We start from the raw sequence: 25,077 nt of genomic DNA on the forward strand, positions 1-25,077 counted from the left end.
TATTTTAAGCACTTCAATTAAAACTTATAGTTCACTGCCAGGCGGAAATCACGGCCTATGCCGGGGAGGGTTTCGCCCCGTTGGCTGTGCGGATAATAGTATTTGTTAAATACGTTGTTTACCGAGAAATTCACATTCAAAGTATCTTTGCCCAGCGGTTTCCAGTTGGCAAAAATATCATTGACATTGTAGCTCTTGCGCTCGACTTGGGCGGCATTGCCGTTGCGGTCGCGCACCAAAACCGAACCTTTGGCTTTCTCTACGGTGCGGTTTTGCCAGCCGATTTCGAGATTGGGTTGGTTGAAGCGGTAGGCCAGCGAGGCTGTCCATGTGCGCCCTGCCTGCACGGCAAATTCGGGGTTGGCACTGAGCAGGTTGCCGGGGTGGGTGTCGTAAAGGCGAGGCTTGCTGTGCGCCACTCCTGCTTTGGCAATCAGCCCGCCGGTGCGGTAAGACGCGCCAAGCTCGTAACCGCGGTTTTTGATGTAGCCGGCGTTGGCGGCTTCGCGCACGCCCCCGATAATGTTGCCGGCGGCATCATGGCGGTTTTGCGGGTTGGCAATGGCGTCTTTAATGGTTTGCCAGAAATAGCTGCCGCTGGCGGCAAAGGTGCCGTTGTTGTAGTTGAAGCCGATTTCGGTGTTGCGCGCGCGTTCGGCTTTGGTGCCGTCTGCAATGGAAACAATGCCGCGCCGGCCGTGGGTGAGCAGCGCATCATAAAGCCTGGGGCTGCGGGTGGCATAGTTGTGTACGGCGCTGAAGCTGAGCGTTTCGAGCGGCTGCCAGATCAGGCCGAAGCTCGGGTTGAGCCGGCCGTCTGAAACCGATTTGCCGTCATGGGTTTTGATGTCGAAATGGTCGTAGCGCAGGCCTGCTGTGAGCGTGAAATCGCCGATATCGTTAATCGCTTCCACATACGCGCCGGAATCGGTTTTTTTCGGATTGGTTAGATTGTAGCTTCTCACCAATGCTTGGCCGGCGGGATTCGTTCGATTGGTGTATTGGTGGTTAAGGAATGCATGCGGCTCGATTTCTTGATGACGGTAATTTACGCCGTATTTCAAGGTGGTGTATTGGCCGATGCGGCTGTCCAAACCCACATTGGCACCTTTGGTGTCAATCATGGTGGTGGTCGGCCCGGGAACATTGCCGGCATAGCCGTTGTTGGTGTCATCGGCAGAATAGCGTTTGTTTTTCATCAGATAGGCATTGGCTTCAAGCTTATCGATGAAACCGAGATTCTTCGCGGTATATTCAAGGTTGGTATTGGAGAGGGTGGTTTCGCGGTAGGCCGGGGCGTTTGATGCCAGGCTGCCGTCCGTGCGCGGGGTGGTTTCCCAGCCGAATTCTTCACGCACAAAACGCTCGCCGCGGTGTTGGTCCTGCATGTGGCTCAACACAATGCGGTGGTTGTCGAATGTGGCGCCGATTTTGGCCAAATAACTGCGTTTGTCCAACCCGCTTTTCAGCACGGTGTTGCCGCCGTATTGGTTGGCGTAGCCCTTGCCGGCTTTATAGTCGCTTTCATCGTTTCTGCTGTAGGAAAACAAACCGTCAAAATTGCCGGCACGGCCGAATACGCTGGTGCCGTAATTGTGGCCGTTGTTGCTGGCATAGCCGGCATTCACGCGCACGCCCCAGTCTTTATCCAAACCTTTGAGCAAATCTGCCGCATCAAGGGTTTTGGCAACAATAGCACCGTTGGTTGCGCCGATACCGGAACTGGCCGAACCCGCGCCTTTTTGCACCGACACGATTTTCACCAGCGAAGGGTCAATAATAAAGCGGCCTTGGTGATAAAGAATCTGGCTGTCGGAATAGGCGTTGTCTATTTTGATATCGACCGAGTTCTGCCCCATGCCGCGAATGGTCAGAAACTGTGAAGTACCGTTACCGCCGCCGAAATCAACGGCCGGCTCTTCTTCCAGCAGTCCGCGCAAATCAGTAGCCGTGCTTTCATCTTTCTTTTGCAGTGTTACCACGTTGGTTTTGATTTTTGCACCCTGGCGGTCGCCTTTCACCACTACTTCTTCCAGCGCAGCGTTGACCGCTTCGGTGTCTGCCCACGCAGGCACCATGAATACATTACCGACCAACACGGCCAATATCGTTTTCTTCATCTCGAACCTCATTTGCACATAAACAAGTTAATCAATAATTACTACTATTTGCAAATAAATTCTAATATGAAGATTTTTCTAAGTCAATGTTAATTCAAAGTCATGAAAATAAGAATAATCAGATTTTTATGTTTGGGCAAAATAAATTACCGATTGAATATCCAATCGGTAATTTTCGGGAAGACAGCCTGCTTAAAGGCGGGAAGACAGCCTGCTTAAAGGCAGAATGCTACGGCAATCATCAGGGAGGAATGATTCAAACACCTTTGCGCCCGGCTGAAAATCCAGCCGGGATTTCCCGATTCAATGCCCGTGTTGCTGCCACTCTTTGATATTGCGGCGTATAAATGCCAGTTGGCTGCGGTAGCAGCGGCAGCTCGGGCACACTGCCAAATGCATCACCACCGAAAGGCGTTCCCTCATAGAAAGCCGGCGGTCTTGGCTCTCTGAAAGCAGTATGCAAGCTTCTTTACATTTCAACATAGCTCTTTCCTTGCTCCCCTATTTCGGTATCTGCCAAATCAAACCAACGTTGCTGCAGGCATTGCCGCAGTCCGTTGCGGGCACGGTGCAGGATAACGTAGCAGTTTTCTTTGCTGATGCTGAATTCTCGGCATATTTCAACTACTTCCCAGCCCATGATCTCGCGCAGATAAAAAATACGTGCGGTATCGTGCGGAAGCCCCTGCATACAGTTTTCCAACGCCCGGAAAAAATCCTGCCTGCACAGCGCGTCTTCCGGCGCAGGTTGCCAATATTGCGGAGCGGCAGCAGGTTGCCAGTGACCGCTTTCATCGAAACAACCGTTATAGCCCCGCTCGATGGCATCATTTTCTTCCTGCATACCTTCAAGGCTTATCATGTGCCTGCTGCTGCGGAAATAATCGGCAATTTTATTTTTGAGTATGCTCAGCACCCAGGTTTTCAACCCGGCTTCCCCCCGGAACTGGCTGTGTTTGGCTATGGCTGCCGCCAGGGTGTCCTGCACGATGTCTTCGGCCAGAAATTCATCACGCAACTGGATTTTGGCAAAGCGTAAAATATCGCAATGCAGCTCGGCAAGTTTATGTTTGAATTGTTCCATCGGTTGATTTTGTTGTGAGTAAAACGCCCGCATCCACCCAGTCATTAACTGCCGGTTTCAAAAGCTCCGCCACATCCTGCTCGGGCAGCAGCTCCTGCAGGCCTGCCAAAAGATTGGTAAATGTGTCGCTTTGGCGTTGGAAATGCTGCAGCAAAAACAGGTCGGTGCCTTCTATCGTGCGGTAATAAACCTCGTTGCTGCGGTTGCGCCAAGTTAAAACATGGCAGGGTGAGTCTTCTATCTGCTCCGGCCCGATGCTGACAAAATCACAGGGGTAATATTGCAGCCGGGCCGCAGGCGCCCAGGATAACACACTATGCTCATGCCAGCGGCCGTCTGAATCAGGCTGTATGGCTGTTTCGGCATGCAGCAAGGCGGTTTCAAAATCCATTACGGCCAGCATATTTTCAGACGGCCGCTCATGTTGCGGCAGGCTGTTGAGATAGGCGAGAAATTGCGGGGGAATATCATTAAAAAACGGAGATTCCGGGTGTGCCTCGATTAAAAAACGGTTTTGCCAGCCCTGCCATTGTTCGGAATCGGCCAGCAGACTGCTGTCGCTGAAGCAGAGATCGAGAAAACTTTTTATATTGTTGCGCACCAAGCGGGTATAAACAGCCAAGCGCTCAGGCGCGATACCGGGGGGGGCAGGCAGCGCGGGGTTGCGGATATGATCGGCAAGCTGCGCCTGCGCCTGCGCTGAAGAAATAGGGTTATGCGGCTGCATGTTTGGCTCTCTCCGCCTGCTGCTGAATCGCGGCAATGCGTGCCACTTCGGCCTCCAATTCGGCAAACGGCGGCAAGTTGCTGTCGCGCTCCAGCAGTGTGGGTACATTTTGCGGCAGGCTGCGGCAAGTGTAGGCAAACAAATCCCACACATCATCGCATACAGCCTGCCCGTGGGTGTCAATCAACAGTTCGGCAGTTTCTTCATCGTGCCCAGCCATATGAATATAGCTTACCCTTGCCAAATCGGTGCGGTTGATATAATCGGTTGGTGCAACAATGCCGTGGTTTACGGCGTTCACGTAAATATTGTTGATATCCAAATGAATATCGCAATCTGCTTCTTGCACCACTGCATTGAGAAATTCGGCTTCATCCATTTCTGCAATCGGGTTGTGGGCATAATATGAAGTGTTTTCCACCGCAATGCGCATTTCGAGCACATCCTGCACCGCGCGGATACGGGCGGCGGTGTGGCGCACCGACTCCCAGGTAAACGGCAGCGGCAGCAAATCATAAATATGCCCGTGGTGGCTGCAATAGCTCAAATGCTCCGAAAAAAAGTCGATGCGGTATTGCCGCAAAAACGCTTTGATCTGCTTGAGAAAATCAATCTGCAACGGATCTTGACCGCCTAATGAAAGCGACAACCCGTGGCAGGCAATGGGAAAACGCTCGGCCACTTCGTCAAACTGCCTGCGTGCCGCGCCGCCCATACGCAACCAGTTTTCAGGGGCGATTTCGATAAAGCGGATCGGGCTGCTTTGACGGTCGAGCCGCAAAAAGTCGGCGGCCATACTGCGCTTGTAACCCAAACCCGCACCGCGCAAGATATTCATTTCGTGTCCTTTATTATAGTATTGGAAAAAACCGGCTGTTTACACCTTTACAATGGCAAAGAGCTTTGCTTTTCCGCTGAAATAACCGTTTCTTGATTTTTGCCTATGCTCGAAACCATAGCTCGCTGTGCTTTCCGGCGTTATCGGCAACCTTTAAAAATTTCCCAAAAGGTTTTCGATGCAGAAACAAGAAAAGCAACAATGCCGGAATTTTCTATATATCGTGCTGTTTCAAGCATACCGTTCGAAGAGGCCGTCTGAACGCCGTAACGGCAAAATCCCGCATTCAGACGGCCAAACTCGCTTATTTACTGCCGCATTTGCCTTCGCCGCACTTACCCTCGGCAGCTTTGGCAGGTTTCTTTTTCGCCGAAGCGCCGCACTTGCCCTCACCGCACTTGCCTTCGCCCGCTTTGGAAGCCTTCTTGCCGGCCGCACCGCACTTGCCCTCACCGCACTTGCCTTCGCCCGCTTTGGAAGCCTTCTTGCCGGCCGCACCGCACTTGCCCTCGCCACACGCGCCTTCCTGCGCTTTTTTGGTAACGGTTTTCACAGTTTTGGCAGCGGGCTGTTTGGTTTCAGCCATGGCCTGCCCGCCCAACAAAGCCAGCGAACCGGCCAATGCAATCAGAGAAGAAGTTTTTTTCATGATGTTTCCTTTTTAAAAAGTATTGAAAAACAGAGAGTACAGTGATAAAGCCGTCTGAAAGCCCGTGTAGTTCTTTCAAACAGGCATCACATCATTTACTGCCGCATTTACCTTCGGCAGACTTACCGCTGTGCGATGCTGCGCCGCATTTGCCTTCGGCAGCCTTGCCATTGTGCGATGTTGCGCCGCATTTACCTTCGGCAGCTTTGCCGCTTGCGCCGCATTTTCCCTCGCCCACTTTATGCTGCCCAGAGGCTGCAATCGGAGCAGAGGGGGCAGAACCGGCCTGACAACCCGCCAGTGCCAGCGCACCGGCCAATGCGGCCAAAGCAGTAGAAGTTGTGGTTTTCATCTTTATTATTCCTTTCAAATAAATTAAGAGGGACAAACTTTTCTTGCGTGAAAAAACCTATTTGGGCTTTTCAGACGGCCTTGCCCGGCCGGCCGAACAGCAGATGGTCAAGCGAAAAACGACCCATGCCCTGAAGTAGCAGCGGCAGCAGCACCACCAGATAAATCAGCGCCATTTTGTAGCCGTTGTCACATACATTATAACCATTGCCGCCGTGCACCGCCGCCCACGCTACTGTCGTCAGCACCATCAGCATCAATGCACCGGCGCGTCCGAACAAGCCCGACAACAGCAACAGCGGCGCGACCAGCTCGATACCCGTTGCCGCAGCCCAGTTGAAGCCGGCAGGAAACAAGCTGAACGGAAACGGAAATGCGCCTTGAATATCGGCAAACCAGTTTTGACCGTTCCATTTTTCGATACCTGCTTCCCAAAATTCATAAGCGGCAAACAGGCGCAAACCCAAAAGCGCAATATCTTTGCCCCAAGTGTTGGAAAAACGGCTCAAACAAGCGGTGCGGTTCATAATAATTCCTAACAAATGTTTATGCCTGAATAGACGGCATATACGGCAATTTCTTACACTTCATTACAGATTTTTTAAGCTTTATTTTTAAATAATTGAAAATTATAATTTATTTTTTAAAATAACATGAGCAGAATGCCGGGTAAGGAAAACAGCAGCAATGTTGAAAATGCCCTTTGATTATACCATAACGGGGAAAGTATAAAAACAGCCTTTCAGACGGCCCAAACATTTTTTGCCGAAAAAGGTTATATGATATACTCGCCACAAAATAAGGAAAACAAGATGGATTTTTTCAACACCCGCAGCATAACGTTTGATAATCCCATAGAAATGCTCTATGCCTGCCACAGCAAAGTGCGCCGTTTTTGCAGCCAAGTGCAGATGCTGCCCGGCTACATCGTCGCCAACGGGCGAAATGATGCGGCATTGCAGGCGGTGAAACAGATCAGCCAATATTTCAACACCGCCGCTCCGCTGCACCACCAAGATGAAGAAGAAGATTTGTTCCCCCTACTGCTGTATCACTTTCCCCACACGCGCAGCAATATCGAAGAACTGCAACGCCAGCACGAAAGCCTGCACGCCGGCTGGGCAGCGGTAGAACACGAATTTGCCGGCCTGCTGGCCGACCCCGCCTACCGCCTGCAAACCGATGTACTCCAACGCTTCAGCACAGGCTACGATGCTCATCTGGCACTGGAAGAACCTTTGTTTGAAACCGGCAGAAACCTGCCTGCGCAAGCGTTGGTCGAAGCAGGAAGAAAGATGGCCGAACGTAGAAAAACTTAGGAATTGATGCCTTGTTGAAAACCATCGGAAAACCTTTTCAAACAGTCTCAACAGATTTTTTCAGCGGCCTCATTACCTACACCGAAGTATGGCGCAAGTGTTTGATAGTAAATAAACTTCATTTTCGGCAAGACGACAAACTGTAGAGTACAGCAAAGCGCAACAATACCGCAATGAAATGTTAAGGTCGCACGCGTTTTGTCATGATTTAACATTTTTTGTCATAGCAACTAATCACCTGTATAGATAACAAGCCAGCACAAATTTATTTAAAAATTTAATCAATATATTATCCTCATACTTAACACAGTTTCCTGCTGTCTTGCCTTTGGGAAATTTGGAATCCAATAAATCGTTCATCCCTTCCTCTGTAGTTCATATCTGCTTAGGTGGTTGAAGTAATCGAAGTAATCTAAAATTTCGCCTTTTACTTCGGTTTTTACCGCAGCAATCAGCTGCTCAGTTTTTTTGGCTGGAATACACTGTAGCCGCCGATACGGGCGAATAGTCGTCAATCGCCGCATTACCGCCTGCGCCGATACTGTCGATACGGCCTTTCAGCTCGTTTACCGCACCAACCACACTCTCTTTATCGTGGGTTTGCAGCGCGGATTTATGGCCGATGTCGGCCTTGATGCCTTTCAGAATCTCACCGATTTTGTCGGCAAGCAGGTTGATTCTCTCGGTCAGTTTCATATTTTGATTCACTTTTTACGAAATGGATAAAATCAGGCGGGCTACAAAATCGGGAGCATCGTCTTCGGACGGCCTGAAACCGTGCAGCCACGCCTCAAAATCTTCAAAGGATCTGCCCATATTCTCTGGCTGCCGAAGCCAGACCCTGTACAAATCATCGTCAAACCACCTCTCGGCATGGGCGATATTGCCGCGGTAAGCACGAAAATTAACCAGCATTACTCGTTCCCCTGATGATTTCCACCGCAATATCGCCGCTCATCTGCACAAGGCCGTCTGAAAGGCGGGTAAATTCAACATCGGCGGTGTAAAAGCCCTCTTTCAGGGCAACACACTGCCCGGCGGAAAGCGTGAGCAGCAGGCGGTTTTGGTCGGGATAAACACCAACCGCAAACTCGGCTGCCGCACCGCCGGCATAAAGTCGCTCAGAGCCTGTTGCGGATTGGCGGCGATATTGGCCGCCATCTGGTCGGCAGTAATCCCGATACCCTCAAGCGCCGCCTGAAAATCATTGCCTTGCGATTGCGCGGTTTGCAGTTTTTGCAACAGCGCATTAACCGCCGTAGCCGCCACCTCGGGCGGCTTACCCAAGGCGATAAACGCACCGGCAAGCGCGGACGCCTGTTCGGCGGCCAAACCAAACTGATTAGCGGTACCGCCGATACGTGCCATCGCGTTTACGATGTCTTTTTCGCGGGCGGCGGTGTTGTTTCCCAATACGTTAATGGCATCGCCAAGCCGCCCCACCTCTCCAATCGGAAGCTGAAAAACGTTGGCAATAGTAGCCGCCGCATCGCCCGCCTCTTCGGCGGTCATGCCAAAGGCCACCGACATTTTGGCGGCCATTTCGGTAAATTCCGGCAATCGGTCTAATGACACGCCAAGCTGCCCACCCTGCGCGGCAATTTCGGCCAGTTTGTCGGGCATAATTCCCAACTCGCCCGACATGCGCTTGATTTCATCTGATAGGCCCGCGATTTCCTCGGGTGTGCCGTCCACCACCTTTTTCACGCCTGCCATCGCGGTTTCAAACTTCATGGCTTCCCTAGCGGCATAAGCCAAGCCGCCCGCTTTGGTTACCACGCCTTGCAATTCGTCGGCAACATCAGTCAGGCTCGGGCGCAAATCGCTTAAGCTGCGCTCCAGCCGATAAACCTTGTCGCGCTGCAAATCGGCGGCGCGCGCCAATTCGTCATGGCTTAATGTTCCGCTGTTTTTCAGCGTTTCATAAGCCTGTTTGGTTTTTTCAATTTCCTGCCGCGCTTTGTCGTCGGTATCCAAACCAAGCTGGATACGCGCATCCGCCAACGCCTTAAGCTCTTGCGCCTCTGATGCCAGCGCATCAAGCTTTTGCGTAACCGACGCCGATTCCGCAGCCAGCTTTTTTTGGTATTCGGCCAATTTTTTAACCGGCACGCCTGTTGCCGCCATCTCGTTGCGCGCATCGCGTACTGCGGCAGACAGATCGGTTTCCTTTTGGGCAAGCTTTTCCATTTCTGCGCGCAGCTTTGCCACCGCCTCTTTTTGTTCGGCGGCCGCGTCGTTTTTCATGCTTTCGTGCAGGCCGTCCAGCAAGGTATCGGCGGCCTGCATTGCCTGCGCCGTTTTCTCAAGCTCGTTTGACAATGCTTTATATTTTTCGATGGCGGCCTGTTGTGCCGATACCTGTTCAAACTGACCGCGCAGTTTCCCCGCCTGCTCGGCAAGGTGGGCGGCCGGCAAACCGGCTGCTTCTATTTCGTCCGCCAGTTTTTTAATCTCTTCGGCGCCTTCCACACTGGCCAAAATCCGCAAACCCGCCTGAATATTTGCATTAGACATATTGACAACCTATAATAAATAACGTTACATCAAATCAACATTATTTATTACAATCCGCCCGCCGTTCTTTGACCGGCTTCATTCACACGGGGGTAATCATGATATATTTTTTACTGATACTGTTTTTCGCGGGGATGCTTACCAATCCCGCCCGCAGCAGGCCATACCGGCACACCTACCGCCGAAAATGACAAAAAGAACGCAAATAAAAGGAAAAAAACGGTGATTAAATATGGAAAAGAGGGCTGGGACGGCAACGATGTTGTCCGTAAAGGCCGCCGCAACTGTATAAACAGTCGCGAAGGTTGGGATGTTTAATTAAAAAACATCAAACAAAGGCCGTCTGAATAATATTTCAGACGGCCTTTTGCATTAATGGCCAGCGCATAACTTGCGTCAGCGGCGCGGGCATTTGCTAGGCAAACACTTTCACGCTGTAGGCCGATTTGTAGCCCGCCACCAGCACGGGGTTGCCGGTAAAGCCGGCGGAATTGAAGTCTTCGTTGAACCAGTCGATTTCGGAATCGGCAGCCACCACGGCGGAAGGCACGTGCAGTTTGATGCGCTCGCCCGTTACCCGGTTGATGCCGTCCAGCATGATTTCCAAATCGTAGTCGCCCACGGTGTCGGCATCGATGGCGTAGCCGCCGGTATCTTTGGTGCCGGCGGTTACTTTGACGGTTTCGCCGTTTTGCACGTTGGCGCAGTCGGGCTTAATCATAATCAGGCCGAGCGTTTCGTTTACTTCGAAATCGCCGGCTTCCACTTTGGCATCGGTAGCGTTTTTAACCGACACCTTGGCGGCATCGAGATTGTCCAGCGATACCTTATACCATTGGCCTTTGGTGCCGATGGCGATTTCCTCGTCCGTTACCTTGGCGGCTTTGGCTTCAATCAGGGCGGATTCGCCCATCAGCGCCATCGCCAGATTGGTGCGGTCGAAGGTGTCGAAACCCCATTTGATTTCGGACGGGTTTTTGATGGATATACTGTCGAGCGACTGGCCGATGCTGTCTTTGCGCTTGCTGATGCGCTGTTTTTTCTCGGCGCTTGTTTGGATAGACAGGTTGGTGGTGTTGCCCACATCGTAAAAGCCGCTGCCTTCGATGCGGCGGTTGCGTACAATCACGGTACCGGCAAACAGCAAACCGTCGTCTTGTTGTCGTTGCATGGGTTACTCCTTGGTTAATTTGATGGTTACGGCGGTTTCAAACCGCATCGGAAAAAATGCAAAGCCTTCGTGGTAGGCTATCGGCAGCGCGGCGCGGGCGGTAAACGGCGCGGCGGTCAGCGGCCGGCCGTTGTCGTCTTTCGGGTCGAAGCCCTGAAACGCTGCTTTAATGGCGGTGAGGGTTTCGCCGACACCGTCTTGGCTGTATTGCAGCCGGTTGGGGCTGTATTGCCGTTTGGCCAAAATAAAACTGAAGCTCAGCCGCTCGCGCAATATGGTTTTGCCGCCGGCGGTATCGTCCGGCGTGAAGCCGTCAAACACCACATACACTGCGCCGTCCTGCGGCTTGAGCCTGCGCTCGGAGGTAACCGCCTCCAAGTCGGCCGCCTCCAGCACCGCGCTCACACCCGGCACTTGGGCCATTCTCGCCATCACGGCGGGGTAGCAGGCCAAGATGTTTTGATACATGGGCAGATTTGCCATTATTTACCGCTCCAAATGGTTTGCAGCCAGTCGTGCAACTCGTCGCGGATGTCGGCGCGGTCTTGGTCGCTTAAACCGAAAATCTCGCGGGCGGGCATCTTGGCCGTGCCGGTTTGCAGGTAGCGGGCATATACGCGGTCGGTGCCGACTTCGGCCATGCTTTCGGTGGCGTGGCTGGTGATGCTCCGCAGCAGGTCGCCACGGTCAACCAATATCGAGCCGCGCGTTTTGCCGTTTTTGCCGGTTTTGGCGTAGAGCGTCCACAGCGACAATTGCGCCCACTTGCTGCCGTCCGGCGCGGTTTTGGTTTCAAACCGCTTGCGGGTGCTGTTTTCCAGCAGGCCGGCCACCGCGTTTAAAGGCTCGCTTAAATCGCCGTTAAGCCTTGCATACAGCGTGTTTAAGTGCGCCTGTAACTCGGGCAGTGTGCTGTTAACGGTTAACCTCATGCCACTCCTCAACCTTGTTCGGCCTTACCGCATACAGGCCGTCTGAAGCCTTGGCAGCGGGCTGCACGGCATCCAAACCGAGTAAACGCGGCTCTTTGACAACGGACTTAAGCCATTCGATGGCAGCCTTATACCGCTTTTCTACGATTTCGATGTCGCCGTCTTCGTGGAGGTAGTAGCGGGCGATGTCGCACACCTTGATTACCAGCACGCGCGGCACCGCGTCGCCGTTAAGGTTTTTGTAACCGGCGGCGGCCAGATAGCTGCCCGCCTCGGCCTCGGCCTCGGCGTCTGCGATAGCCCGCTCCAATACTTCGACTTTTACAGTTTTTCCGTAATCATGGTCGGTAAGTGCGGCGATTTCCCGTTCCGAAAACCGCAAAATCATATCTTCGGGGCCGATCAGCATTTCATGCCGCCTTTCTTAAGACGCGCTCAGCGTGACTACCAGCTCGGGGCGCAGCGCAATCGGCAGCGGGTTGGACTGCATGTGCAGGCTCCAGCCTTTGTCGTGGTCGAGCTTCTCGCGGCTGGCGTAATACGGCAGCGCGCGGGTGTTAACGGTTGCATTCATGTCGGCGGGCGCAAATGCCTCGGTGTACAGCTTGCGGCCTACCGGCAGCAAAATCGCTTGGTCGGCAGCGATTTTTGCGCCTTTTGCGCCGAAGTCGCCGGTATATTGGATAAACTTGATGCCGTTGTGTTCAAACTCAATCGGGTTCAACGAGCCTTCGCGGTAGGCAGCGCCGTCGCGGTAACGCTCGTACAGCGGCTTGATTTTGTCGTGGTATTTCAGCGCGGTTAAAAAGTCCAAACCGCACAAGGCCACCCAACCCGTTACCATCGCGCCTTTCTGTTTGGCGCGCAGGCTGGCAATGGTTTTATCCATTAACTGGCCCACTTCGGTGGTTTTGGTATCGAGTTTCCAATCCACGGTTTCGCGGGTCAGCTCGAACTCTTTATACAGGTCGTACAGCATGGTGCCGTCGGCATCTAAAATCTTGCCCTGCAACGCACCCAGCATCAGGTGTTCGCGGGTAAATTCAAGATTGAGCTTGCCGGCAGCCATCTTGTCATTAACTACGTTTTCCACGGTTTCGGCTTTGTCGGTGCCGAATGCGCGCAGATTCTGTACATCATCCGCGCGGACTACGTCGTCTTCGGGAAGATGTGGAATCCTGAATGTTTTAATCGCGCGGCCTTTAGGGGGCACGGCTTGGCCGGATTCGCCGCGCTCTTTGCTTTGCACCAAATTCAGACGGCCTTCCTGATATTCCACGTTTACATAAGTGGTAGTCAGGTATTGCGGCTCGAAAATACCCAAGTCGCGGATTTGCGTAGGAGTGGCCGGGATTTTGTTTACTGCGGTTGTCAGCGCACGAACGCCGAATTTGCTATCGCTTGATAAAGGCATATTGTTGACCTCAACAAAATGGTTATTAGGGTGGCCGCCGTTTCAGACGGCCTGATTGTTTTAAGAGCTTAATGGCTCTGTGCGGCAGCAACGGGCGTGCCGATATAAACGATGCCGTAGGGGTCGCCGTCTGCCTGCAAGCCAGCCAGATTGCCGCCGGATGACGCGGCATTAACAGCAGCATCAGAAACCAGCGATAAATCGATGATGCAGTTGTGCGGCTGCACCAGCACTTTGCCGTCCTGCTCGTCGGTCAATGCCAGCAGTTTTTTGCCGCTGCGGGCGGGGTAGTCGACAAACGTACCGGCTTTGGTTCCCGTATCGGCAGCAACGGCCACGCGGGTTAAATGGGTGGCTTCCCATTTAAGGTAATCGCCGGCAAGAGGGGGCAGTGTTTGCGGATTGGTTTTTTGCTCAGACATACATACCTCCGTTTAGTGAGCTTTTGCCGGTGGCAATCGAGAGTTTCGCGCCTTGCGCCGGCGGTTCGCCCGCCGCCTGATTGTCGGCCAGCAGCGCTTCCGGCACGGGCGGCTTGGCAGCCGCAGGGGCGGAAAGTGCGGCCTCGGCGGGTTTCAGGTCGCCAATTAAGGCGGCCGCCTGATCCGCATCCACAGACAACAGCAGGTTATAGGTTGATTCGGTCAGGCCGCCGAACTTACCGTCGGCGCCTTGGGTAAAACCGGCTGCCGACAGCTTGGCGTCGACATCGGATTTTTTCTTGGCTTTTTTCAGCTCGGCATTTTCCTTTTCCAAGGCCTCAACTTCGGCCTTGAGGTCGTCAAACGCCTTTTGCTCGTCAGCAGTCATGCTTGATTGCTCCTGTTTTTTGGGTTGGTAATCAAACGGCAGCGGTGCGCCGCCTGCGGATAAAGCCGTGGCATGGGTGTTGCCGTCCGCGCCGACGGCGGTAAACGACACTTCGCGGATAACGCAGTTGCGCATAATCAGTACCGGCCCGGCAACTTCATTGCCGTTTACGGTTTCCTTAACGCCCGCCGCCAACTCTTCCACGCTGCCCGATTGCACATAAACCGACATCTCCCACGGAAAGCCCTGGTCGGATTCTTCCGCCACGGCACGCCCGTGTTCGTTGTCAAGTAAGGTACCTTCGGCATACAGCCCGTCTGCGGTCACCGACAAACTGCCCACGCCCGCCCGCCTGCTGCCGGCGTGGTCGATTAAAAAGGCGGTTTTGTCTTTGAGCCTGATGCCGGAAAAGTCGATAACCGCCTGCCATTCGCCCAGGGCGAACGGCTGGCCGCTGTTGGCGATGCCGGAGAATCTGCGCGGCGCACCGCCCGCAGCGGCGGCCACAGCCACCGCGCCGGTTGACGACAGACGCAGGTTTAGGGTTTTGGGAGTTTGGGGGGTGTTGGTATTCATGCCGGCATTATGCGGCGGCGGAACGGAAAAACGGCTTTGAGGCGCTTCATCAACCTGACGGCGGTGTGCCGCTTGTGCGGGCAAGGAGGAAATGGCGTTTGCGGCGTTTTTAAACGGGGGTTAAACGGGGGGTGCGGGCGCGGGTAAGGGGTAAGCCTGCCCGAAAGGAAAAACGCGCCGAAAAGCGCGTTTTTTTCAATCTGCGGATTCTTGGGCTTCCAGTGTCATGATTCCTTGTGCGGTAATCATATATGCGTGGCCGTTTACTTTTTTAATCTGCCCGAGCTCTGTCAGCACCGACAGGGGCGTAACCTGCATTCTGCGCTAAAGGCATCAATTCGCCCACGGGCAGCGGCTTGGGATGCAGGCCGTGTTTGCGGCGCGCTTCGCGCAGGTGCGAGAGAATAAGCAGGCGCCCGGCTTGGTCGGGGTTCATTTCAACCATCCTTATAACGGGGGTCGGCTCTTAGTGCCGCCATCAAATCATCTTTATAAGGGTGCAGCGACGGCAGTTTTTCTACCGCTTCGGACACCCAACCGCAGGCGGTGCGGTATTCGGCGGCGGGCAGGTGGTCGAAGGTCATGGCTCCGCCGATAAACGAACCGACAAAGCAGCCTGCATAGTCTTTATCACGGTCGGGATTGTGCGGCCAAGCCTTTTCAAAGCGCGACTCCAAGTAGTCGTACAAATCTATAACGGCGGCACGGCTCAAGTCGACCTCGGTAAATGTCTTGGTTTCCGCATCGTAGCTTACGGTTAATCCGAAAGGCACACTCATTTTTTATCCCCTAATATCAAAGTGATTTTATTGCGTTGTTCTTCCGGCAATGATACCACATAGGCAATAACCTTAGCCCTGTTGAAGGCGTTTAACTGCCTTAAATCCAAAGGCACGATGTCGGCTTTTTTCAAATGTTTTTGGATATTATTGATTTTTTCCTGCCACCGCGCTTCAGGTATGGCAAAAAAATGGTTTAACTTCTCTATCTTTTCGGGGCGGGCTTCGTCTTCCGTAAACATAAAATCCAAAGTCGGCCACGTTTCCGGTGCGCCGTCGGAAATCACCATAAAGTCGGGCGGGTTTTTATTGGGCAGATTGTAACGCTCCAACTTAACACCGTAGGCTTCCTGCCACAGGGCAGCCGCTTCGGCTTCGTGCAGGCTCTGCTTTTTCTGCGCCTTGTCTTCGAGCAGACGGGCGACTTCGGCCTTGTCGGCTTTCAATCCCGCGAAGCTCGTTACCGCCACGCCCGTGGGGCGGAACTTGGTATTTAAATAGGCTTCCCGCGCCTCAATCATTTTATCCAGCGCATCGTCTCCGTGGCGTTCGCCGAACAGTTTTTCCAACGCACCCAGCCTGTCGCCGTGGTTGTGCGCAAAGCCCGGGGTGATGTCGGCGGGAATCTCCACCGTCTGCCCGGTGCGCGGGTTGGTAAAGACTGTGGTTTTAATGTCGGGGTTGTCGTCGATGCGCCCCTGTTTGTGGGCTGCTTTCTGCGCATCGGTAAAGGCGGTGAACTACCCCCTAAAAAACCGAACAGCTTAACCAATCGACTCCCAAAGCCTGAATCCTGTATGGCACAGAACTCAATCCTTTTCATTCCAATTAATCCCATTATGGTTGCAGTAACGGATAGATTCGCGCAAAGCCGCTTCCGGTTCGGCAGCGGAAGCGTATTTGCGCGTATGGAAACATTCCGACTTTAATGTGCCGAAGAAGCTTTCCACGGCCGCATTGCCCAAACAGTTTCCTTGCGCGACATGTTTTGCACCGGTTTGCATTTGCCCGATTCAATTTGGTAATCCCGCGCCCATACCGATCCGAACACAGTATCGGCTTTTCAGACGGCCTTGACTTCTCCAATGCCTCTTTCAACATCTTGCCGGCCAAATTGAAAGCAGGCCGGGTGGGGGTGCGGCAACCGATGATTTCTCCGTTAAACCAGTCCGTCAGCGGCAACAGTTGCGCTTTTTCCCACCGGCATCGAGTCCGGCAACCGATGATTGCCTTGTTGAACCAATCCATCAGCGAAGAAAGATACAACTTTTCTCCCGCATTATTGAGCTCCGTGGCAGCCCTTACCCGTTTCCCATTTGGCTTTTCCGCCTTGAAACGGCGTTGCAGGATAGCGGCACAACGTTGCCGGCCTCTTTCGAACGGGCGATGGACGGCATTGGCACCGCCGTACCGCCGCCCCGGCCCGACACCGCCTTCAGACGGCTGATTGTCTTGTGGTTGGCCAACATCCCTGCATAGCGGATTGCCGCCGTTATCCTGCGGCAGCCGCAGCGTCCTTTGTGTTGCCGGCAAGCCGCACGGATATGCCGTTTCAAACCGGCATATTGGTCTTCCGCCGAATGCGCTGCCGGTTGGCAGCAGAAGGCAGTAGCATGTACCGCGCCCCGAATCTTCCCCGGCGCCGTCTGAGCAGCCGTGGCTGCGGAAGATACTATGCGGCTGCCCCATCATCTCCAAAGCCGTTTCAAAGGATAGTCCTGCCTTAATCCTGAGACGACTCGGCATCTTTCTGCCGCGCTTCGTTCTTCCCGGATTCAGACATCGGGCTGTTTTCAGACGGCCTTTGCCCGCGGTATCGGGCGGTTGTCGGGCCGGTATGGAATCCGCCGGCCGGGGCGCGTCCCTTTGGGGATACCCCTTCATTTCTGACCATGACATGGCGTTCATCTTGAGATTCAAAGGGTTGCAATCCAAAGGGCAGTCGGAGATGCCTGGCTTTTTTAACGGTTTGAGCTTTTTCACAGGTTTCCCGCCTTTCGGGCCGGGCTTCAAACACTGTGAGATACGGCCTTTGGCTGCCCGCAGCATTCGGCTGAAAAAAGCCCGTATGCCGACTTTATCGAACAGCTGCCGGATGCAGGGTTCAAAGCCAAAAACAGCAGAACGCAGGCAGCTTTGTTGAAACCGGCAGGACGGCCCTCCGTCAAAACGATGACGGAATATGGCTTTAACTTTGCAACGGGTGCGCCCTAAGCCCGATTGACGGAGTTGTCGGACTTAAGTTTTATCGAAAAGCACGAAAATGCGGTGCTGCCGGGCCCCGGCCGGGCAGGTGAAACCCATTTGGCTGTTTCTTTGGCTTATCCGGCAGTAATGGCGGGTATCAGTAACGGCAGCCGATTTGATGCTGCAACCGGCGGCGCATAATCGAGGAAAGCGGAAATCTTATCTGCAAGGTTCGGTTATGGGTCCGAGGCTGCCGGTGATTGATGAAACCGGCTGTTTACCGTTTGGAAGGGAAGACGCCAACCTGTTCTTCAATGTTGCGGCCAAACGGTATGGGCGGGGCAGCATGATTCTGACGGCCGATTTGCCGTTCAGCCGGCGGGCCGGGGCTTTTGCCAACGATACGGCTTTGACTGCCGCCATGTCGGACAGATTACTCCGCCATTGTCATGTTGTTCGGATAAGTGGAGAGAGTTACCGTTTGAAGGACAAAAAGAAGATAGGCATTGCGCCTGTGATAAAGGAGATTTACCCCCCGTGAGATGGTTACAACCAAACTGCCGATTTCGGCTTTCTTTAAAGTGGTCAGTTTCTGACGGCCGTGGACAACTAAAAATTCCTGCTCTCGGATTAAACGGATGTTGGGAATTTCCCCTGTTGTCCCGTGCACCGGTGCATCGGCTGTTTGAGAAAGCCGTTTGCCGATACAGCCATCGGCCGTCTGAACATCCGAAAGCAAACCTGAAGAACGCAATGTCGCCTGCAAAGGCATGATGAAACCGGATTTCAGGTAACGCTTGAAAAGCTCCACTCTGCTTTTAGTCCCAGCCCTATATGGGCGGCAGATTTTGGAAAGGAAACCGTAGCCGTTGGCTGCTGCCGGCAACACCGGATTCAGACGGCGCCCGTCTTCTGCACAGGCATCACGTTGAATCATGACGGTTTTGGCATTATCAACAACACTTTGTGCGCCATGCCGCAGAAGAGTTCAAAACTGTTGCACAAACCGTCTGTCCGTGCTTCGGTACGCCCGTTGTCATAGAAGCGGACACAGCTTGCTCGGGAGTAACCCAATGTGGCGGTAAAGGCCTTCGGAGGGTTGCCGCCTCTGCGGATAATGGTGAAATCCGCCGACCGAAAATCCTTTCCACTGTTCTTGAAAGAATGTGAATTTCGGTTTAACTTCGGTACACCGTCTGAGCAGCTTAAAATCCTGCAAGATTGGTGTGGAATTTAAGGCTAATCTAGTACAGCCCCTTGTTTTAAAGCTGCGGGTTTAAGTCAAGGTGGTCAATTTCTGACTGCCGTCAGGTGGCCATTTTTACACTGCCGGTAACAATAGCGAGCAGGCTCCAAGCCTTTCGGATATCTGTCGTCACCACCAATCGGCATTCCAACAATCTGCCTGTCGTCAAGACCGACATCACGCATGAAGCGCATTAAGGCACCAACGGAATTTTTCCGTGTCTGACCTTATAGCCGAAAGTCAAATTAAGCGTTTTTTCCCTCACCGATATGCGCCGTTCGTGGATCATGTTTTTAAAAGTTTGGCAAATCGGAAAAGCCCCCGAAAAATAGCCGTCCGAGTGTTTCAATATATCCGGCGGGATTTCTATATCGCCGTGATTGAACTGAATTTCAAAGCGGCACCGGTTCGATTCCTTATCATCCAACTGCCTGCCTTTTTCGCACATGCAGACAAACTTTGCGTTTTTCTTCCTGCCGACATAAAACATTTTTGCCCGTTCCATCTTCCCGGTCATTTCCGACTTAGGCCGTATATTGTGATGGTCGAAACAGCCGTTATCGCGGTCTGGCAAAGCTTGTTCGGGGCTTATCCGCCATCTAAAAAATCGAGAGCCAAACCACAGCGGGTGATGCGCGGCATTATGGCATTTTGCAGAAAGTCGAAAAGGCGGTTTTCCCGGCGATAGGAAGCCAAATTACAGCCTAAACCTTTCCATTCGATTAAGACGGTATCCCGCTTTCCACCGTAATGCACTTCCCCATAATCGGCCGATTCGGAACCGAGTCTGATAAAAAATGGGTGTAGTGTTCGGTTTGGTTTTGCTCCCCACTCATGGGGTTGGTTTTTTTGTTGCTCCCCCTGTTAGTCTAGGCGGGGAGGCGGCCTTCGGCGGGTTCCGCCTTGTCTGCCGCCGCGCAGGGCGCGCCGTCTGCCACGCCATTCCCCGCCACAGCCTTATTACTCCCCGCCATCATTGCAAAACAACCTTGTCCATGATTTCGCACACAGCCAAACGCCCAAATTCTTCGACTTCTGACAAGGTTTTATTCGGCAAATCAGGATTTCGGATAGGGAAATTAACGGTTTTAATACAGCATACATCGGCGTTTTTATCTTCCTTGAAAAGCGAACGATGTAGGATTTGGGGAAACTGTAAGAATCAAGATTTACGGTGCAGTAAACAATGCACATGATAAAACCCCTTCACTTGGCGTTTGAGTTAGCGGGGCTTTAGGTTTGTAAGATATGATCCCCTTACGTGGGACGCAATTTAGATTTAGGGGCTGTCCTAGATAACTAGAACAAATCCTGCTTTACTAATTGTTTTAAAATAGAAATTTGAAATTTTATCTCACTGTTGTTAAAACGCCATTCACACTCTTTCAAATACAGTTCAAAATGCTCTTTGGGAATGCCGTTAAACTTGCGTAAATGGCGTTTTGCTTGGTTCCAAAAGTTCTCAATTCCGTTAATGTGATTTTGTCGCTCAGCAAAATGTGTGCTGTGATTGATCCGAAAATGTGAAAATTCGCTCACATCAAGAACGTCATAACTTTTGTAACAATCGGTATAAACAATGCTGTCAGGCTTCACTTGCTCGCGGATAATTGGCAATAAAGTCGCAGTTTGTGTATTGGGTACGGCAACGGTGTAAACCTTACCATTACGCTTCAAAAGCCCGAATACAGCCACTTTGCCAGCCGCACCGCGACCACGTTTGCCTTTGCGTTGTCCGCCAAAATAGCTTTCATCAACTTCTACTTCACCATCAAGCATTTCCAGATGCGGGCTGTTGTGATAGATAAGTAAGCGCAAACGGTGGAAGTAATAGGCAGCGGTATTTTTATTGACGCTAACTAATTGCGCCGCTGTGCGGGCGGTAACACCTGCAACAAATAGTTCAATCAGTTTGTTTTGCTTGTACTGACTTAAACGACTTTTTCTCATAGGGATTATTCTAACCTGAAGTTAAATTTCCCTAGTTATCTAGTACAGCCCCTAGATTTATAAGGCAAGCCTATGGTTTTCTGTCTTGTATTAGCCGCAGAGAATGACCCCGTTTACTCAGCGAATTTTCTGAATCTGATAATCCAGCCTGTCCACCCTGCCGGTTTTATTGTTTGTAATCAATAAAATATGCGGAATAAAAATCTGATAGCCTGGTAGATAATAGCCTTCAAAGCCTTGCGTCAGCTTCATTGTGCCTGTTTGGTTGTTCATGGTTAATGTACAGTTCACCCGTTGCATCGTGCCTTTCAGTTTGCTGTGGATCACGACAGCATCTTCCGACAAGCCTAAACGGCATTGCTCTTTCAGATCAATTTGCCCGTTTCTGTCAACCAATATGGCCGAACTTTGAAAAGTGCCGCCGTTTGCACTCCACTGCGCGGGGGCTGGGTTGATTTGGATATTCTCCATAACAAACCCTTCCTCACCCATCGCCCATTTCAATTCCCAATGATTCAACAAAATCAGGCTTTTGGCATCAGGCCGACCTTGGATGCGCGAAGTTTTCCGCTTCACATTGGCATGGTGCGAAGAAAATAATCTAACACTCGAAAATTTATCGGTTTGTCGGCTGATGTTGACACCGGCCTGGGCATTGCTCTGCTCAACAATATCATAGGTAATGGACTTAATACGTTGCTCGGCCTTGCCGGTTTCAAACTGACCGGCCATAGCCAATAATTGGGCATCGATATCGTTTGCCGCGTAAACTGAAAGCGGCAATGACAAAGCAATCCAAGAAAGCATAATTTTACGCATGGGGGCATCCTTAAAATAATCAGATTATATTTAGACAATAGGCCGTCTGAAAGTTTCAGACGGCCTATTGTATTTAGCGATATCAGCGTTCCCGCAGTGCCTGTTTCATGCGGGTAATCGGTTTGATAAGATATTGGAAAACGGTTTTTTCTCCGGTTTTCACATCCACCGTTGCCACCATACCGGGAATAATCGGCATATCTTTGCCATTGCGGTCTTTCAGGCTGTTGCTGCTGGTTTGCACCAAAATACGGTAATAAACTTGATTGGGGTCAAGCTTTAAATCGTTTACACGCGCTTGGTTGCTGCTGCTGACCGTATCAGGGCTGATTAAGGTTACTTTACCGTCCAAGCCACCATAAATCGCATAATCGTAGGCGCTGATTTTCACCACCGCAGGTAAACCGGGGCGCATAAATGCAACGTCTTGCGGGCGAATGTAGGCCTCCACCAGCAATTTGTCGTCCAACGGTACAATCTGTAAAATATCTTGACCCACATTTACTACACCACCCACAGTATTGATTTGGATATTTTTTACAATACCGCGCATTGGCGAACGAATTTGCGAACGTTCTACAGGGTCGGCGCGCATTACCATATTTTCTTTGGCCTGAGCCAATTCCGATTCAGCCTGCACCAACTCGTTATTGGCATCTGCCATATAGCGGTTTTTACGCTCGGCAATCTGCATGGACAGATCGCTGGACTCACGCCGCATACGCAACAACTCCACTTCGGAAACCACACCTTGCGCTACCATCGGTGCGGTAATACCGATTTCTTTATCCAAAGTAGCTTTGCTTATACTTAAATTATGAATAGCTTCGCTGACGGCTCTGCGGCGTGCATTAAACGCAGCCTGCTCACGTTGTTTCAATTCATTGCTGATACCCTGAGGAAAGCTCAAATTAGTACCATAAGCTTCTGCTTTCAAACGTGCAACCATAGCTTCGAGGTTTTTTACCTTGGCCTCACTTTCACGCAAAACAGCAGAGCTACGGGTATCATCTAATCTCAGCAGAATCTGATCTTTTTCAACAATATCACCTTCTTTAACCAGCATTTCGGTAATGATACCCGGATCCAAGCTCTGCACCACTTGCTCGCGGCTGCTGGGAATAACGTTGCCTTGACCACGGGTTACTTCTTCAATCGGGCTGTTATACGCCCAAATCACAAACACCACCAAAAATATGAAAAACAGAATAATGACCCAAAACTGACCGCTATGCTTTTCTTTCTGTAAAGCGGCATTTAAATCGTTTACCAATGCCAAATCTTTAGATTTAATATTGTTTTCGCTGCTCATAATGATAATACCTTTACGGTTTTGTTATTAGGCCGTCTGAAAACAACGGCTTTATTGTTATGCTGTGATGTGGCAAACCGGTTTCACCTTATGCCGCCGGTTGCAGTTGTTTTTCGCTTCTACCTTCATTCTGCATCAGCTTTTGCAGCACCAAATCGCGTGGGCCGTCCATCACAACCTTACCGTCATCCATTACGATAATGCGGTTCACAATTTGTAGAACCTGCGGGCGGTGGGTAACCAAAACCATAGTTCTGTTCTTACCCCATTGTGCGACAGCATTCAGTGCCATGCGTTCGGTTGCCTGATCCAAACCCGTAGTCGGTTCGTCTAACAACACAACTTTGGGGTTACGCAAAGTCATGCGGGCCAAAGCAATAATCTGTTTTTGTCCGCCCGACAAACCCAAACCGTCCTCTCCCAGCGGCATATCCAAACCGCGCGGGTGGCTGCGGATGATGCGGTCAAGGCCGAAACGCTTGAGTGCAGTCAACAAGTCTTGGTCGGTAGAATATCCATCTGTACGCGCTAAATCCATGTTTTCACGTAACGATCCCAAAAACAGGCGCGGCGACTGGCTCAACAGTACAACTTGGTTGCGTAGGAAGTTGGGATCGAGCTGACGCATATCGACACCATCAAGCATAACGTTGCCTTTTTCAGTATCATACAAGCCGCTGGCTAATTTCAACATGGTGCTTTTACCACTGCCGATGCGTCCCAAAACACCTACTTTCTCGCCCGGGCGGATATTCAGGCGCAAATCAGTAACCGCCGCACTTCCTTCCTGCTGATATTTGAATGATACATTTTCAAATGTAATATTACCCTGCACATGATCCAACGTGATGTATTGACGTTCTGGGCTGCGTTCAATCGGACGTTCCACAATATTGTTCACCCCTTCCAGAGCCAGTTTGGCTTGCTGAAACCGGGTTGCCAATCCGGCCACTTGCGCCAACGGTGCCAATGCGCGGCCAGACAAAATAACCGATGCAATCAGCGCCCCCATCGTTATTCTTTCCGCCGGATTTTCCGCGTGAATCAAATAAGTACCGAGCAATACCAAAAACACAGTATTCAACTGCTGCATGCCGGTTGCGAAGTTCACCATAAAATTGCTGGTATCTTTTACCTTAATGGAGGAAGCCGAGGTTTTTGCGGTGTATTCATCCCAGCGCTGCTGCGCCCAAGAGGTGGCATTATTGGTTTTCAAGGTTTCAATACCTTCAATCGCTTCGACCGCCAAACCGGAACGCTGAGAAGACTCTTTCATCGATTCGTTAATATAACGGGAAAGCGGCCTCTGAACCAACAAACCCACAATTACCACAATAGGGATAATTGTTAATGGAACCAGTGCCAACTTGCCGCCCACTACCGCAATCACCGTGATAAATAATAAGAGAAACGGCAAATCAACCAAAGTCAACAGGCTGGCACTGGTCATAAATTCACGCACTGATTCAAATTCACGCAAGTTATTGGCATAAGAACCCGAAGATGCCGGTCTGTCAGCCAAACGCAATGCCATTACTCGGCGGAACAGCGCCGAGCTGATAATCAAATCGGCCTTTTTACCGGCAATATCGGTCAAATGACCTCGAATCATTTTAGCGGCAAATTCAAACGTGATCGCCAAAATCACACCGATACTCAACACCCACAGGGTTTCATAAGCCTGATTGGGAATCACTCGGTCATATACATTCATCACATATAGCGAACTGACCAAAGCTAAAAAATTAATAATGAAAGTAGCAAGAATAACTTGGTAATAATAGCTTCTGAAGCGCCAAATCACTTTCCAAAACCATGATTTGGGCAAATGGTATTCCGGCAGATCAGAACGCATATCGGAAACCATTTTCTGTTTGATAAACCAGCAGTAGCCTAAATAAAGAACAGATAATTGCTCGTAATCCAGCTCTTGAGACAAACCATCGGCTTGACGCACATGATACTTCCGATTGCGGCCTACCCCTTCGATTTTAGTAACTACGGCTGCTTCTTCATTATGGAGAATCAACACAACCGGCACAGCAAGCGAAGGAATATTTTCCAAATCACGTTTGGACAATGTATTTTCAAAGCCATGGCTTTTTAAAACTTCCGAGAGCGAGTGAAAATTGACGTTCAGTTTTTTATCCCGCACAACCTCTGCAGCAAGTGCCGCTTCAGATACCGGCGCACCCAACAGGCGGGTGGCCAAAGCAATGTGTTCGATAATGGATTTCATAATAATGTTTTCACGTTAATGTTATTGGATTTTTCAT

31 protein-coding genes and 1 pseudogene are annotated in these 25,077 nt (G+C 51.4%); 5 read left to right on the plus strand and 27 right to left on the minus strand.

Translation table 11 applies throughout. From position 1 onward, the window contains the following. Positions 1-17: 17 nt before the first annotated feature. Positions 18-2,078 (minus strand): TonB-dependent siderophore receptor, encoded by a 2,061-nt coding sequence (locus tag H7A79_RS07450; RefSeq protein WP_246408131.1) that lies wholly within the window; start codon positions 2,076-2,078, stop codon positions 18-20. A gap of 128 nt (positions 2,079-2,206) precedes the next feature. On the opposite strand from H7A79_RS07450, the gene H7A79_RS07455 reads away from it, so the two are divergent. Next, entirely contained in the window at positions 2,207-2,452 is a 246-nt protein-coding gene (locus H7A79_RS07455) for a hypothetical protein (RefSeq protein ID WP_187001538.1), read from the plus strand. Here the strand turns inward: H7A79_RS07455 and H7A79_RS07460 are convergent. The 7 genes from H7A79_RS07460 to H7A79_RS07490 form a co-directional block, all read right to left on the minus strand. Further along, entirely contained in the window at positions 2,424-2,603 is a 180-nt protein-coding gene (locus H7A79_RS07460; RefSeq protein WP_187001539.1) for a zf-HC2 domain-containing protein, read from the minus strand. The genes H7A79_RS07455 and H7A79_RS07460 overlap by 29 nt on opposite strands. Then, on the minus strand, positions 2,590-3,204 hold the full coding sequence (locus H7A79_RS07465) for a sigma-70 family RNA polymerase sigma factor (protein ID WP_187001540.1): 615 nt from the start codon (positions 3,202-3,204) through the stop codon (positions 2,590-2,592). Before H7A79_RS07465 ends, H7A79_RS07460 begins: the two co-directional genes overlap by 14 nt. Then, on the minus strand, positions 3,185-3,931 hold the full coding sequence (locus H7A79_RS07470; RefSeq protein WP_187001541.1) for an HvfC family RiPP maturation protein: 747 nt from the start codon (positions 3,929-3,931) through the stop codon (positions 3,185-3,187). Before H7A79_RS07470 ends, H7A79_RS07465 begins: the two co-directional genes overlap by 20 nt. Then, positions 3,918-4,763: an HvfB family MNIO-type RiPP peptide maturase gene (locus H7A79_RS07475; protein ID WP_187001651.1), complete on the minus strand. Its 846-nt coding sequence runs from the start codon at positions 4,761-4,763 to the stop codon at positions 3,918-3,920. Before H7A79_RS07475 ends, H7A79_RS07470 begins: the two co-directional genes overlap by 14 nt. A gap of 310 nt (positions 4,764-5,073) precedes the next feature. Then, positions 5,074-5,418 (minus strand): HvfA family oxazolone/thioamide-modified RiPP metallophore, encoded by a 345-nt coding sequence (locus H7A79_RS07480; protein WP_187001542.1) that lies wholly within the window; start codon positions 5,416-5,418, stop codon positions 5,074-5,076. Positions 5,419-5,509: 91 nt separating this feature from the next. Continuing rightward, entirely contained in the window at positions 5,510-5,770 is a 261-nt protein-coding gene (locus tag H7A79_RS07485; RefSeq protein WP_187001543.1) for an HvfA family oxazolone/thioamide-modified RiPP metallophore, read from the minus strand. 70 nt (positions 5,771-5,840) lie between these two features. Continuing rightward, positions 5,841-6,296, minus strand: coding sequence for an HvfX family Cu-binding RiPP maturation protein (locus H7A79_RS07490; RefSeq protein WP_135037589.1), 456 nt, complete (start codon positions 6,294-6,296; stop codon positions 5,841-5,843). A 285-nt stretch (positions 6,297-6,581) separates the two neighbouring features. Here H7A79_RS07490 and H7A79_RS07495 point away from each other — a divergent pair, with 285 nt between their 5' ends. After that, positions 6,582-7,088 (plus strand): hemerythrin domain-containing protein, encoded by a 507-nt coding sequence (locus H7A79_RS07495; protein WP_187001544.1) that lies wholly within the window; start codon positions 6,582-6,584, stop codon positions 7,086-7,088. A 459-nt stretch (positions 7,089-7,547) separates the two neighbouring features. On the opposite strand, the gene H7A79_RS07500 is transcribed toward H7A79_RS07495, so the two are convergent. From H7A79_RS07500 to H7A79_RS07560, 13 genes are all read right to left on the minus strand, one after another. Further along, positions 7,548-7,784, minus strand: a complete 237-nt coding sequence (locus tag H7A79_RS07500; protein ID WP_187001545.1) for a hypothetical protein — start codon at positions 7,782-7,784, stop codon at positions 7,548-7,550. 321 nt (positions 7,785-8,105) lie between these two features. Next, positions 8,106-9,605, minus strand: a complete 1,500-nt coding sequence (locus H7A79_RS07505) for a phage tail tape measure protein (protein WP_187001547.1) — start codon at positions 9,603-9,605, stop codon at positions 8,106-8,108. A gap of 415 nt (positions 9,606-10,020) precedes the next feature. Continuing rightward, the gene (locus tag H7A79_RS07510; protein ID WP_187001548.1) at positions 10,021-10,776 is read right to left on the minus strand and encodes a phage tail tube protein; all 756 of its coding nucleotides are present in this window, start codon (positions 10,774-10,776) and stop codon (positions 10,021-10,023) included. A gap of 3 nt (positions 10,777-10,779) precedes the next feature. Beyond that, entirely contained in the window at positions 10,780-11,244 is a 465-nt protein-coding gene (locus H7A79_RS07515; protein WP_187001549.1) for a phage tail terminator protein, read from the minus strand. Positions 11,245-11,258: 14 nt separating this feature from the next. Further along, a complete protein-coding gene (locus tag H7A79_RS07520) occupies positions 11,259-11,708 on the minus strand; it encodes a phage virion morphogenesis protein (RefSeq protein WP_187001550.1) in 450 nt (149 codons plus the stop codon). Continuing rightward, entirely contained in the window at positions 11,692-12,117 is a 426-nt protein-coding gene (locus tag H7A79_RS07525) for a phage protein Gp36 family protein (RefSeq protein WP_187001551.1), read from the minus strand. Before H7A79_RS07525 ends, H7A79_RS07520 begins: the two co-directional genes overlap by 17 nt. A gap of 15 nt (positions 12,118-12,132) precedes the next feature. Next, positions 12,133-13,122: a major capsid protein gene (locus tag H7A79_RS07530; protein WP_187001552.1), complete on the minus strand. Its 990-nt coding sequence runs from the start codon at positions 13,120-13,122 to the stop codon at positions 12,133-12,135. Between the two features lie 68 nt (positions 13,123-13,190). Next, positions 13,191-13,544: an oxaloacetate decarboxylase alpha chain gene (locus H7A79_RS07535; protein WP_187001553.1), complete on the minus strand. Its 354-nt coding sequence runs from the start codon at positions 13,542-13,544 to the stop codon at positions 13,191-13,193. Further along, a complete protein-coding gene (locus H7A79_RS07540; RefSeq protein WP_187001554.1) occupies positions 13,537-14,508 on the minus strand; it encodes a hypothetical protein in 972 nt (323 codons plus the stop codon). The genes H7A79_RS07535 and H7A79_RS07540 overlap by 8 nt, the downstream gene beginning before the upstream one ends. Positions 14,509-14,779: 271 nt before the next feature. After that, positions 14,780-14,944, minus strand: a complete 165-nt coding sequence (locus H7A79_RS07545; protein ID WP_187001555.1) for a hypothetical protein — start codon at positions 14,942-14,944, stop codon at positions 14,780-14,782. 1 nt (position 14,945) lies between these two features. Then, positions 14,946-15,287, minus strand: coding sequence for a hypothetical protein (locus tag H7A79_RS07550; protein WP_187001556.1), 342 nt, complete (start codon positions 15,285-15,287; stop codon positions 14,946-14,948). Next, positions 15,284-15,919, minus strand: coding sequence for a hypothetical protein (locus H7A79_RS07555; protein WP_187001557.1), 636 nt, complete (start codon positions 15,917-15,919; stop codon positions 15,284-15,286). Before H7A79_RS07555 ends, H7A79_RS07550 begins: the two co-directional genes overlap by 4 nt. A gap of 177 nt (positions 15,920-16,096) precedes the next feature. Then, the gene (locus tag H7A79_RS07560) at positions 16,097-16,291 is read right to left on the minus strand and encodes an IS3 family transposase (RefSeq protein ID WP_353663636.1); all 195 of its coding nucleotides are present in this window, start codon (positions 16,289-16,291) and stop codon (positions 16,097-16,099) included. A gap of 1,264 nt (positions 16,292-17,555) precedes the next feature. Here H7A79_RS07560 and H7A79_RS15300 point away from each other — a divergent pair. Then, a complete protein-coding gene (locus tag H7A79_RS15300; RefSeq protein ID WP_492011891.1) occupies positions 17,556-17,675 on the plus strand; it encodes a hypothetical protein in 120 nt (39 codons plus the stop codon). Next, positions 17,653-18,015: an ATP-binding protein gene (locus H7A79_RS07570; protein WP_214646425.1), complete on the plus strand. Its 363-nt coding sequence runs from the start codon at positions 17,653-17,655 to the stop codon at positions 18,013-18,015. The genes H7A79_RS15300 and H7A79_RS07570 overlap by 23 nt, the downstream gene beginning before the upstream one ends. Here H7A79_RS07570 and H7A79_RS07575 read toward each other — a convergent pair. Beyond that, a complete protein-coding gene (locus H7A79_RS07575; protein WP_187001764.1) occupies positions 17,908-18,411 on the minus strand; it encodes a hypothetical protein in 504 nt (167 codons plus the stop codon). The two genes, H7A79_RS07570 and H7A79_RS07575, sit on opposite strands and share 108 nt — an antisense overlap. A gap of 195 nt (positions 18,412-18,606) precedes the next feature. Here H7A79_RS07575 and H7A79_RS07580 point away from each other — a divergent pair. Then, positions 18,607-18,711: pseudogene (locus tag H7A79_RS07580) on the plus strand (IS1595 family transposase); the annotation flags it as partial. A gap of 202 nt (positions 18,712-18,913) precedes the next feature. On the opposite strand, the gene H7A79_RS07585 reads toward H7A79_RS07580, so the two are convergent. From H7A79_RS07585 to H7A79_RS07605, 5 genes are all read right to left on the minus strand, one after another. After that, a complete protein-coding gene (locus tag H7A79_RS07585) occupies positions 18,914-19,294 on the minus strand; it encodes a replication initiation factor domain-containing protein (RefSeq protein ID WP_246408105.1) in 381 nt (126 codons plus the stop codon). A 725-nt stretch (positions 19,295-20,019) separates the two neighbouring features. Then, positions 20,020-20,670, minus strand: a complete 651-nt coding sequence (locus tag H7A79_RS07590; protein ID WP_186999880.1) for an IS1595 family transposase — start codon at positions 20,668-20,670, stop codon at positions 20,020-20,022. Positions 20,671-20,787: 117 nt separating this feature from the next. Then, positions 20,788-21,489, minus strand: coding sequence for a hypothetical protein (locus H7A79_RS07595; protein ID WP_187001560.1), 702 nt, complete (start codon positions 21,487-21,489; stop codon positions 20,788-20,790). 82 nt (positions 21,490-21,571) lie between these two features. Continuing rightward, positions 21,572-22,801 carry an HlyD family type I secretion periplasmic adaptor subunit gene (locus tag H7A79_RS07600; RefSeq protein WP_135033735.1) on the minus strand — a complete coding sequence of 410 codons (1,230 nt, stop codon included), beginning with the start codon at positions 22,799-22,801 and terminating at the stop codon, positions 21,572-21,574. An 88-nt stretch (positions 22,802-22,889) separates the two neighbouring features. Next, positions 22,890-25,040 carry a type I secretion system permease/ATPase gene (locus tag H7A79_RS07605; protein ID WP_135033733.1) on the minus strand — a complete coding sequence of 717 codons (2,151 nt, stop codon included), beginning with the start codon at positions 25,038-25,040 and terminating at the stop codon, positions 22,890-22,892. Between the last annotated feature and the right edge of the window lie 37 nt (positions 25,041-25,077).

It is taken from the genome of Neisseria musculi (assembly GCF_014297595.2).
GTDB lineage: Bacteria > Pseudomonadota > Gammaproteobacteria > Burkholderiales > Neisseriaceae > Neisseria > Neisseria musculi.

What these genes read in the sequence shown, in the direction of transcription:
- H7A79_RS07575 (WP_187001764.1), bottom strand. Translation starts at nt 18,411, where the DNA reads ATGATTCAACGTGATGCCTGTGCAGAAGACGGGCGCCGTCTGAATCCG.
- H7A79_RS07500 (WP_187001545.1), bottom strand. Translation starts at nt 7,784, where the DNA reads ATGAAACTGACCGAGAGAATCAACCTGCTTGCCGACAAAATCGGTGAG.
- H7A79_RS07455 (WP_187001538.1), top strand. Translation starts at nt 2,207, where the DNA reads ATGTTAATTCAAAGTCATGAAAATAAGAATAATCAGATTTTTATGTTT.
- H7A79_RS07510 (WP_187001548.1), bottom strand. Translation starts at nt 10,776, where the DNA reads ATGCAACGACAACAAGACGACGGTTTGCTGTTTGCCGGTACCGTGATT.
- H7A79_RS07470 (WP_187001541.1), bottom strand. Translation starts at nt 3,931, where the DNA reads ATGCAGCCGCATAACCCTATTTCTTCAGCGCAGGCGCAGGCGCAGCTT.
- H7A79_RS07465 (WP_187001540.1), bottom strand. Translation starts at nt 3,204, where the DNA reads ATGGAACAATTCAAACATAAACTTGCCGAGCTGCATTGCGATATTTTA.
- H7A79_RS07530 (WP_187001552.1), bottom strand. Translation starts at nt 13,122, where the DNA reads ATGCCTTTATCAAGCGATAGCAAATTCGGCGTTCGTGCGCTGACAACC.
- H7A79_RS07515 (WP_187001549.1), bottom strand. Translation starts at nt 11,244, where the DNA reads ATGTATCAAAACATCTTGGCCTGCTACCCCGCCGTGATGGCGAGAATG.
- H7A79_RS07600 (WP_135033735.1), bottom strand. Translation starts at nt 22,801, where the DNA reads ATGAGCAGCGAAAACAATATTAAATCTAAAGATTTGGCATTGGTAAAC.
- H7A79_RS07595 (WP_187001560.1), bottom strand. Translation starts at nt 21,489, where the DNA reads ATGCGTAAAATTATGCTTTCTTGGATTGCTTTGTCATTGCCGCTTTCA.
- H7A79_RS07550 (WP_187001556.1), bottom strand. Translation starts at nt 15,287, where the DNA reads ATGAGTGTGCCTTTCGGATTAACCGTAAGCTACGATGCGGAAACCAAG.
- H7A79_RS07590 (WP_186999880.1), bottom strand. Translation starts at nt 20,670, where the DNA reads ATGAGAAAAAGTCGTTTAAGTCAGTACAAGCAAAACAAACTGATTGAA.
- H7A79_RS07570 (WP_214646425.1), top strand. Translation starts at nt 17,653, where the DNA reads ATGCTGCAACCGGCGGCGCATAATCGAGGAAAGCGGAAATCTTATCTG.
- H7A79_RS07480 (WP_187001542.1), bottom strand. Translation starts at nt 5,418, where the DNA reads ATGAAAAAAACTTCTTCTCTGATTGCATTGGCCGGTTCGCTGGCTTTG.
- H7A79_RS07535 (WP_187001553.1), bottom strand. Translation starts at nt 13,544, where the DNA reads ATGTCTGAGCAAAAAACCAATCCGCAAACACTGCCCCCTCTTGCCGGC.
- H7A79_RS07505 (WP_187001547.1), bottom strand. Translation starts at nt 9,605, where the DNA reads ATGTCTAATGCAAATATTCAGGCGGGTTTGCGGATTTTGGCCAGTGTG.
- H7A79_RS07605 (WP_135033733.1), bottom strand. Translation starts at nt 25,040, where the DNA reads ATGAAATCCATTATCGAACACATTGCTTTGGCCACCCGCCTGTTGGGT.
- H7A79_RS07460 (WP_187001539.1), bottom strand. Translation starts at nt 2,603, where the DNA reads ATGTTGAAATGTAAAGAAGCTTGCATACTGCTTTCAGAGAGCCAAGAC.
- H7A79_RS07490 (WP_135037589.1), bottom strand. Translation starts at nt 6,296, where the DNA reads ATGAACCGCACCGCTTGTTTGAGCCGTTTTTCCAACACTTGGGGCAAA.
- H7A79_RS07450 (WP_246408131.1), bottom strand. Translation starts at nt 2,078, where the DNA reads ATGGTGCCTGCGTGGGCAGACACCGAAGCGGTCAACGCTGCGCTGGAA.
- H7A79_RS07560 (WP_353663636.1), bottom strand. Translation starts at nt 16,291, where the DNA reads ATGCAAACCGGTGCAAAACATGTCGCGCAAGGAAACTGTTTGGGCAAT.
- H7A79_RS07485 (WP_187001543.1), bottom strand. Translation starts at nt 5,770, where the DNA reads ATGAAAACCACAACTTCTACTGCTTTGGCCGCATTGGCCGGTGCGCTG.
- H7A79_RS07545 (WP_187001555.1), bottom strand. Translation starts at nt 14,944, where the DNA reads ATGAACCCCGACCAAGCCGGGCGCCTGCTTATTCTCTCGCACCTGCGC.
- H7A79_RS07495 (WP_187001544.1), top strand. Translation starts at nt 6,582, where the DNA reads ATGGATTTTTTCAACACCCGCAGCATAACGTTTGATAATCCCATAGAA.
- H7A79_RS07525 (WP_187001551.1), bottom strand. Translation starts at nt 12,117, where the DNA reads ATGCTGATCGGCCCCGAAGATATGATTTTGCGGTTTTCGGAACGGGAA.
- H7A79_RS07540 (WP_187001554.1), bottom strand. Translation starts at nt 14,508, where the DNA reads ATGAATACCAACACCCCCCAAACTCCCAAAACCCTAAACCTGCGTCTG.
- H7A79_RS07520 (WP_187001550.1), bottom strand. Translation starts at nt 11,708, where the DNA reads ATGAGGTTAACCGTTAACAGCACACTGCCCGAGTTACAGGCGCACTTA.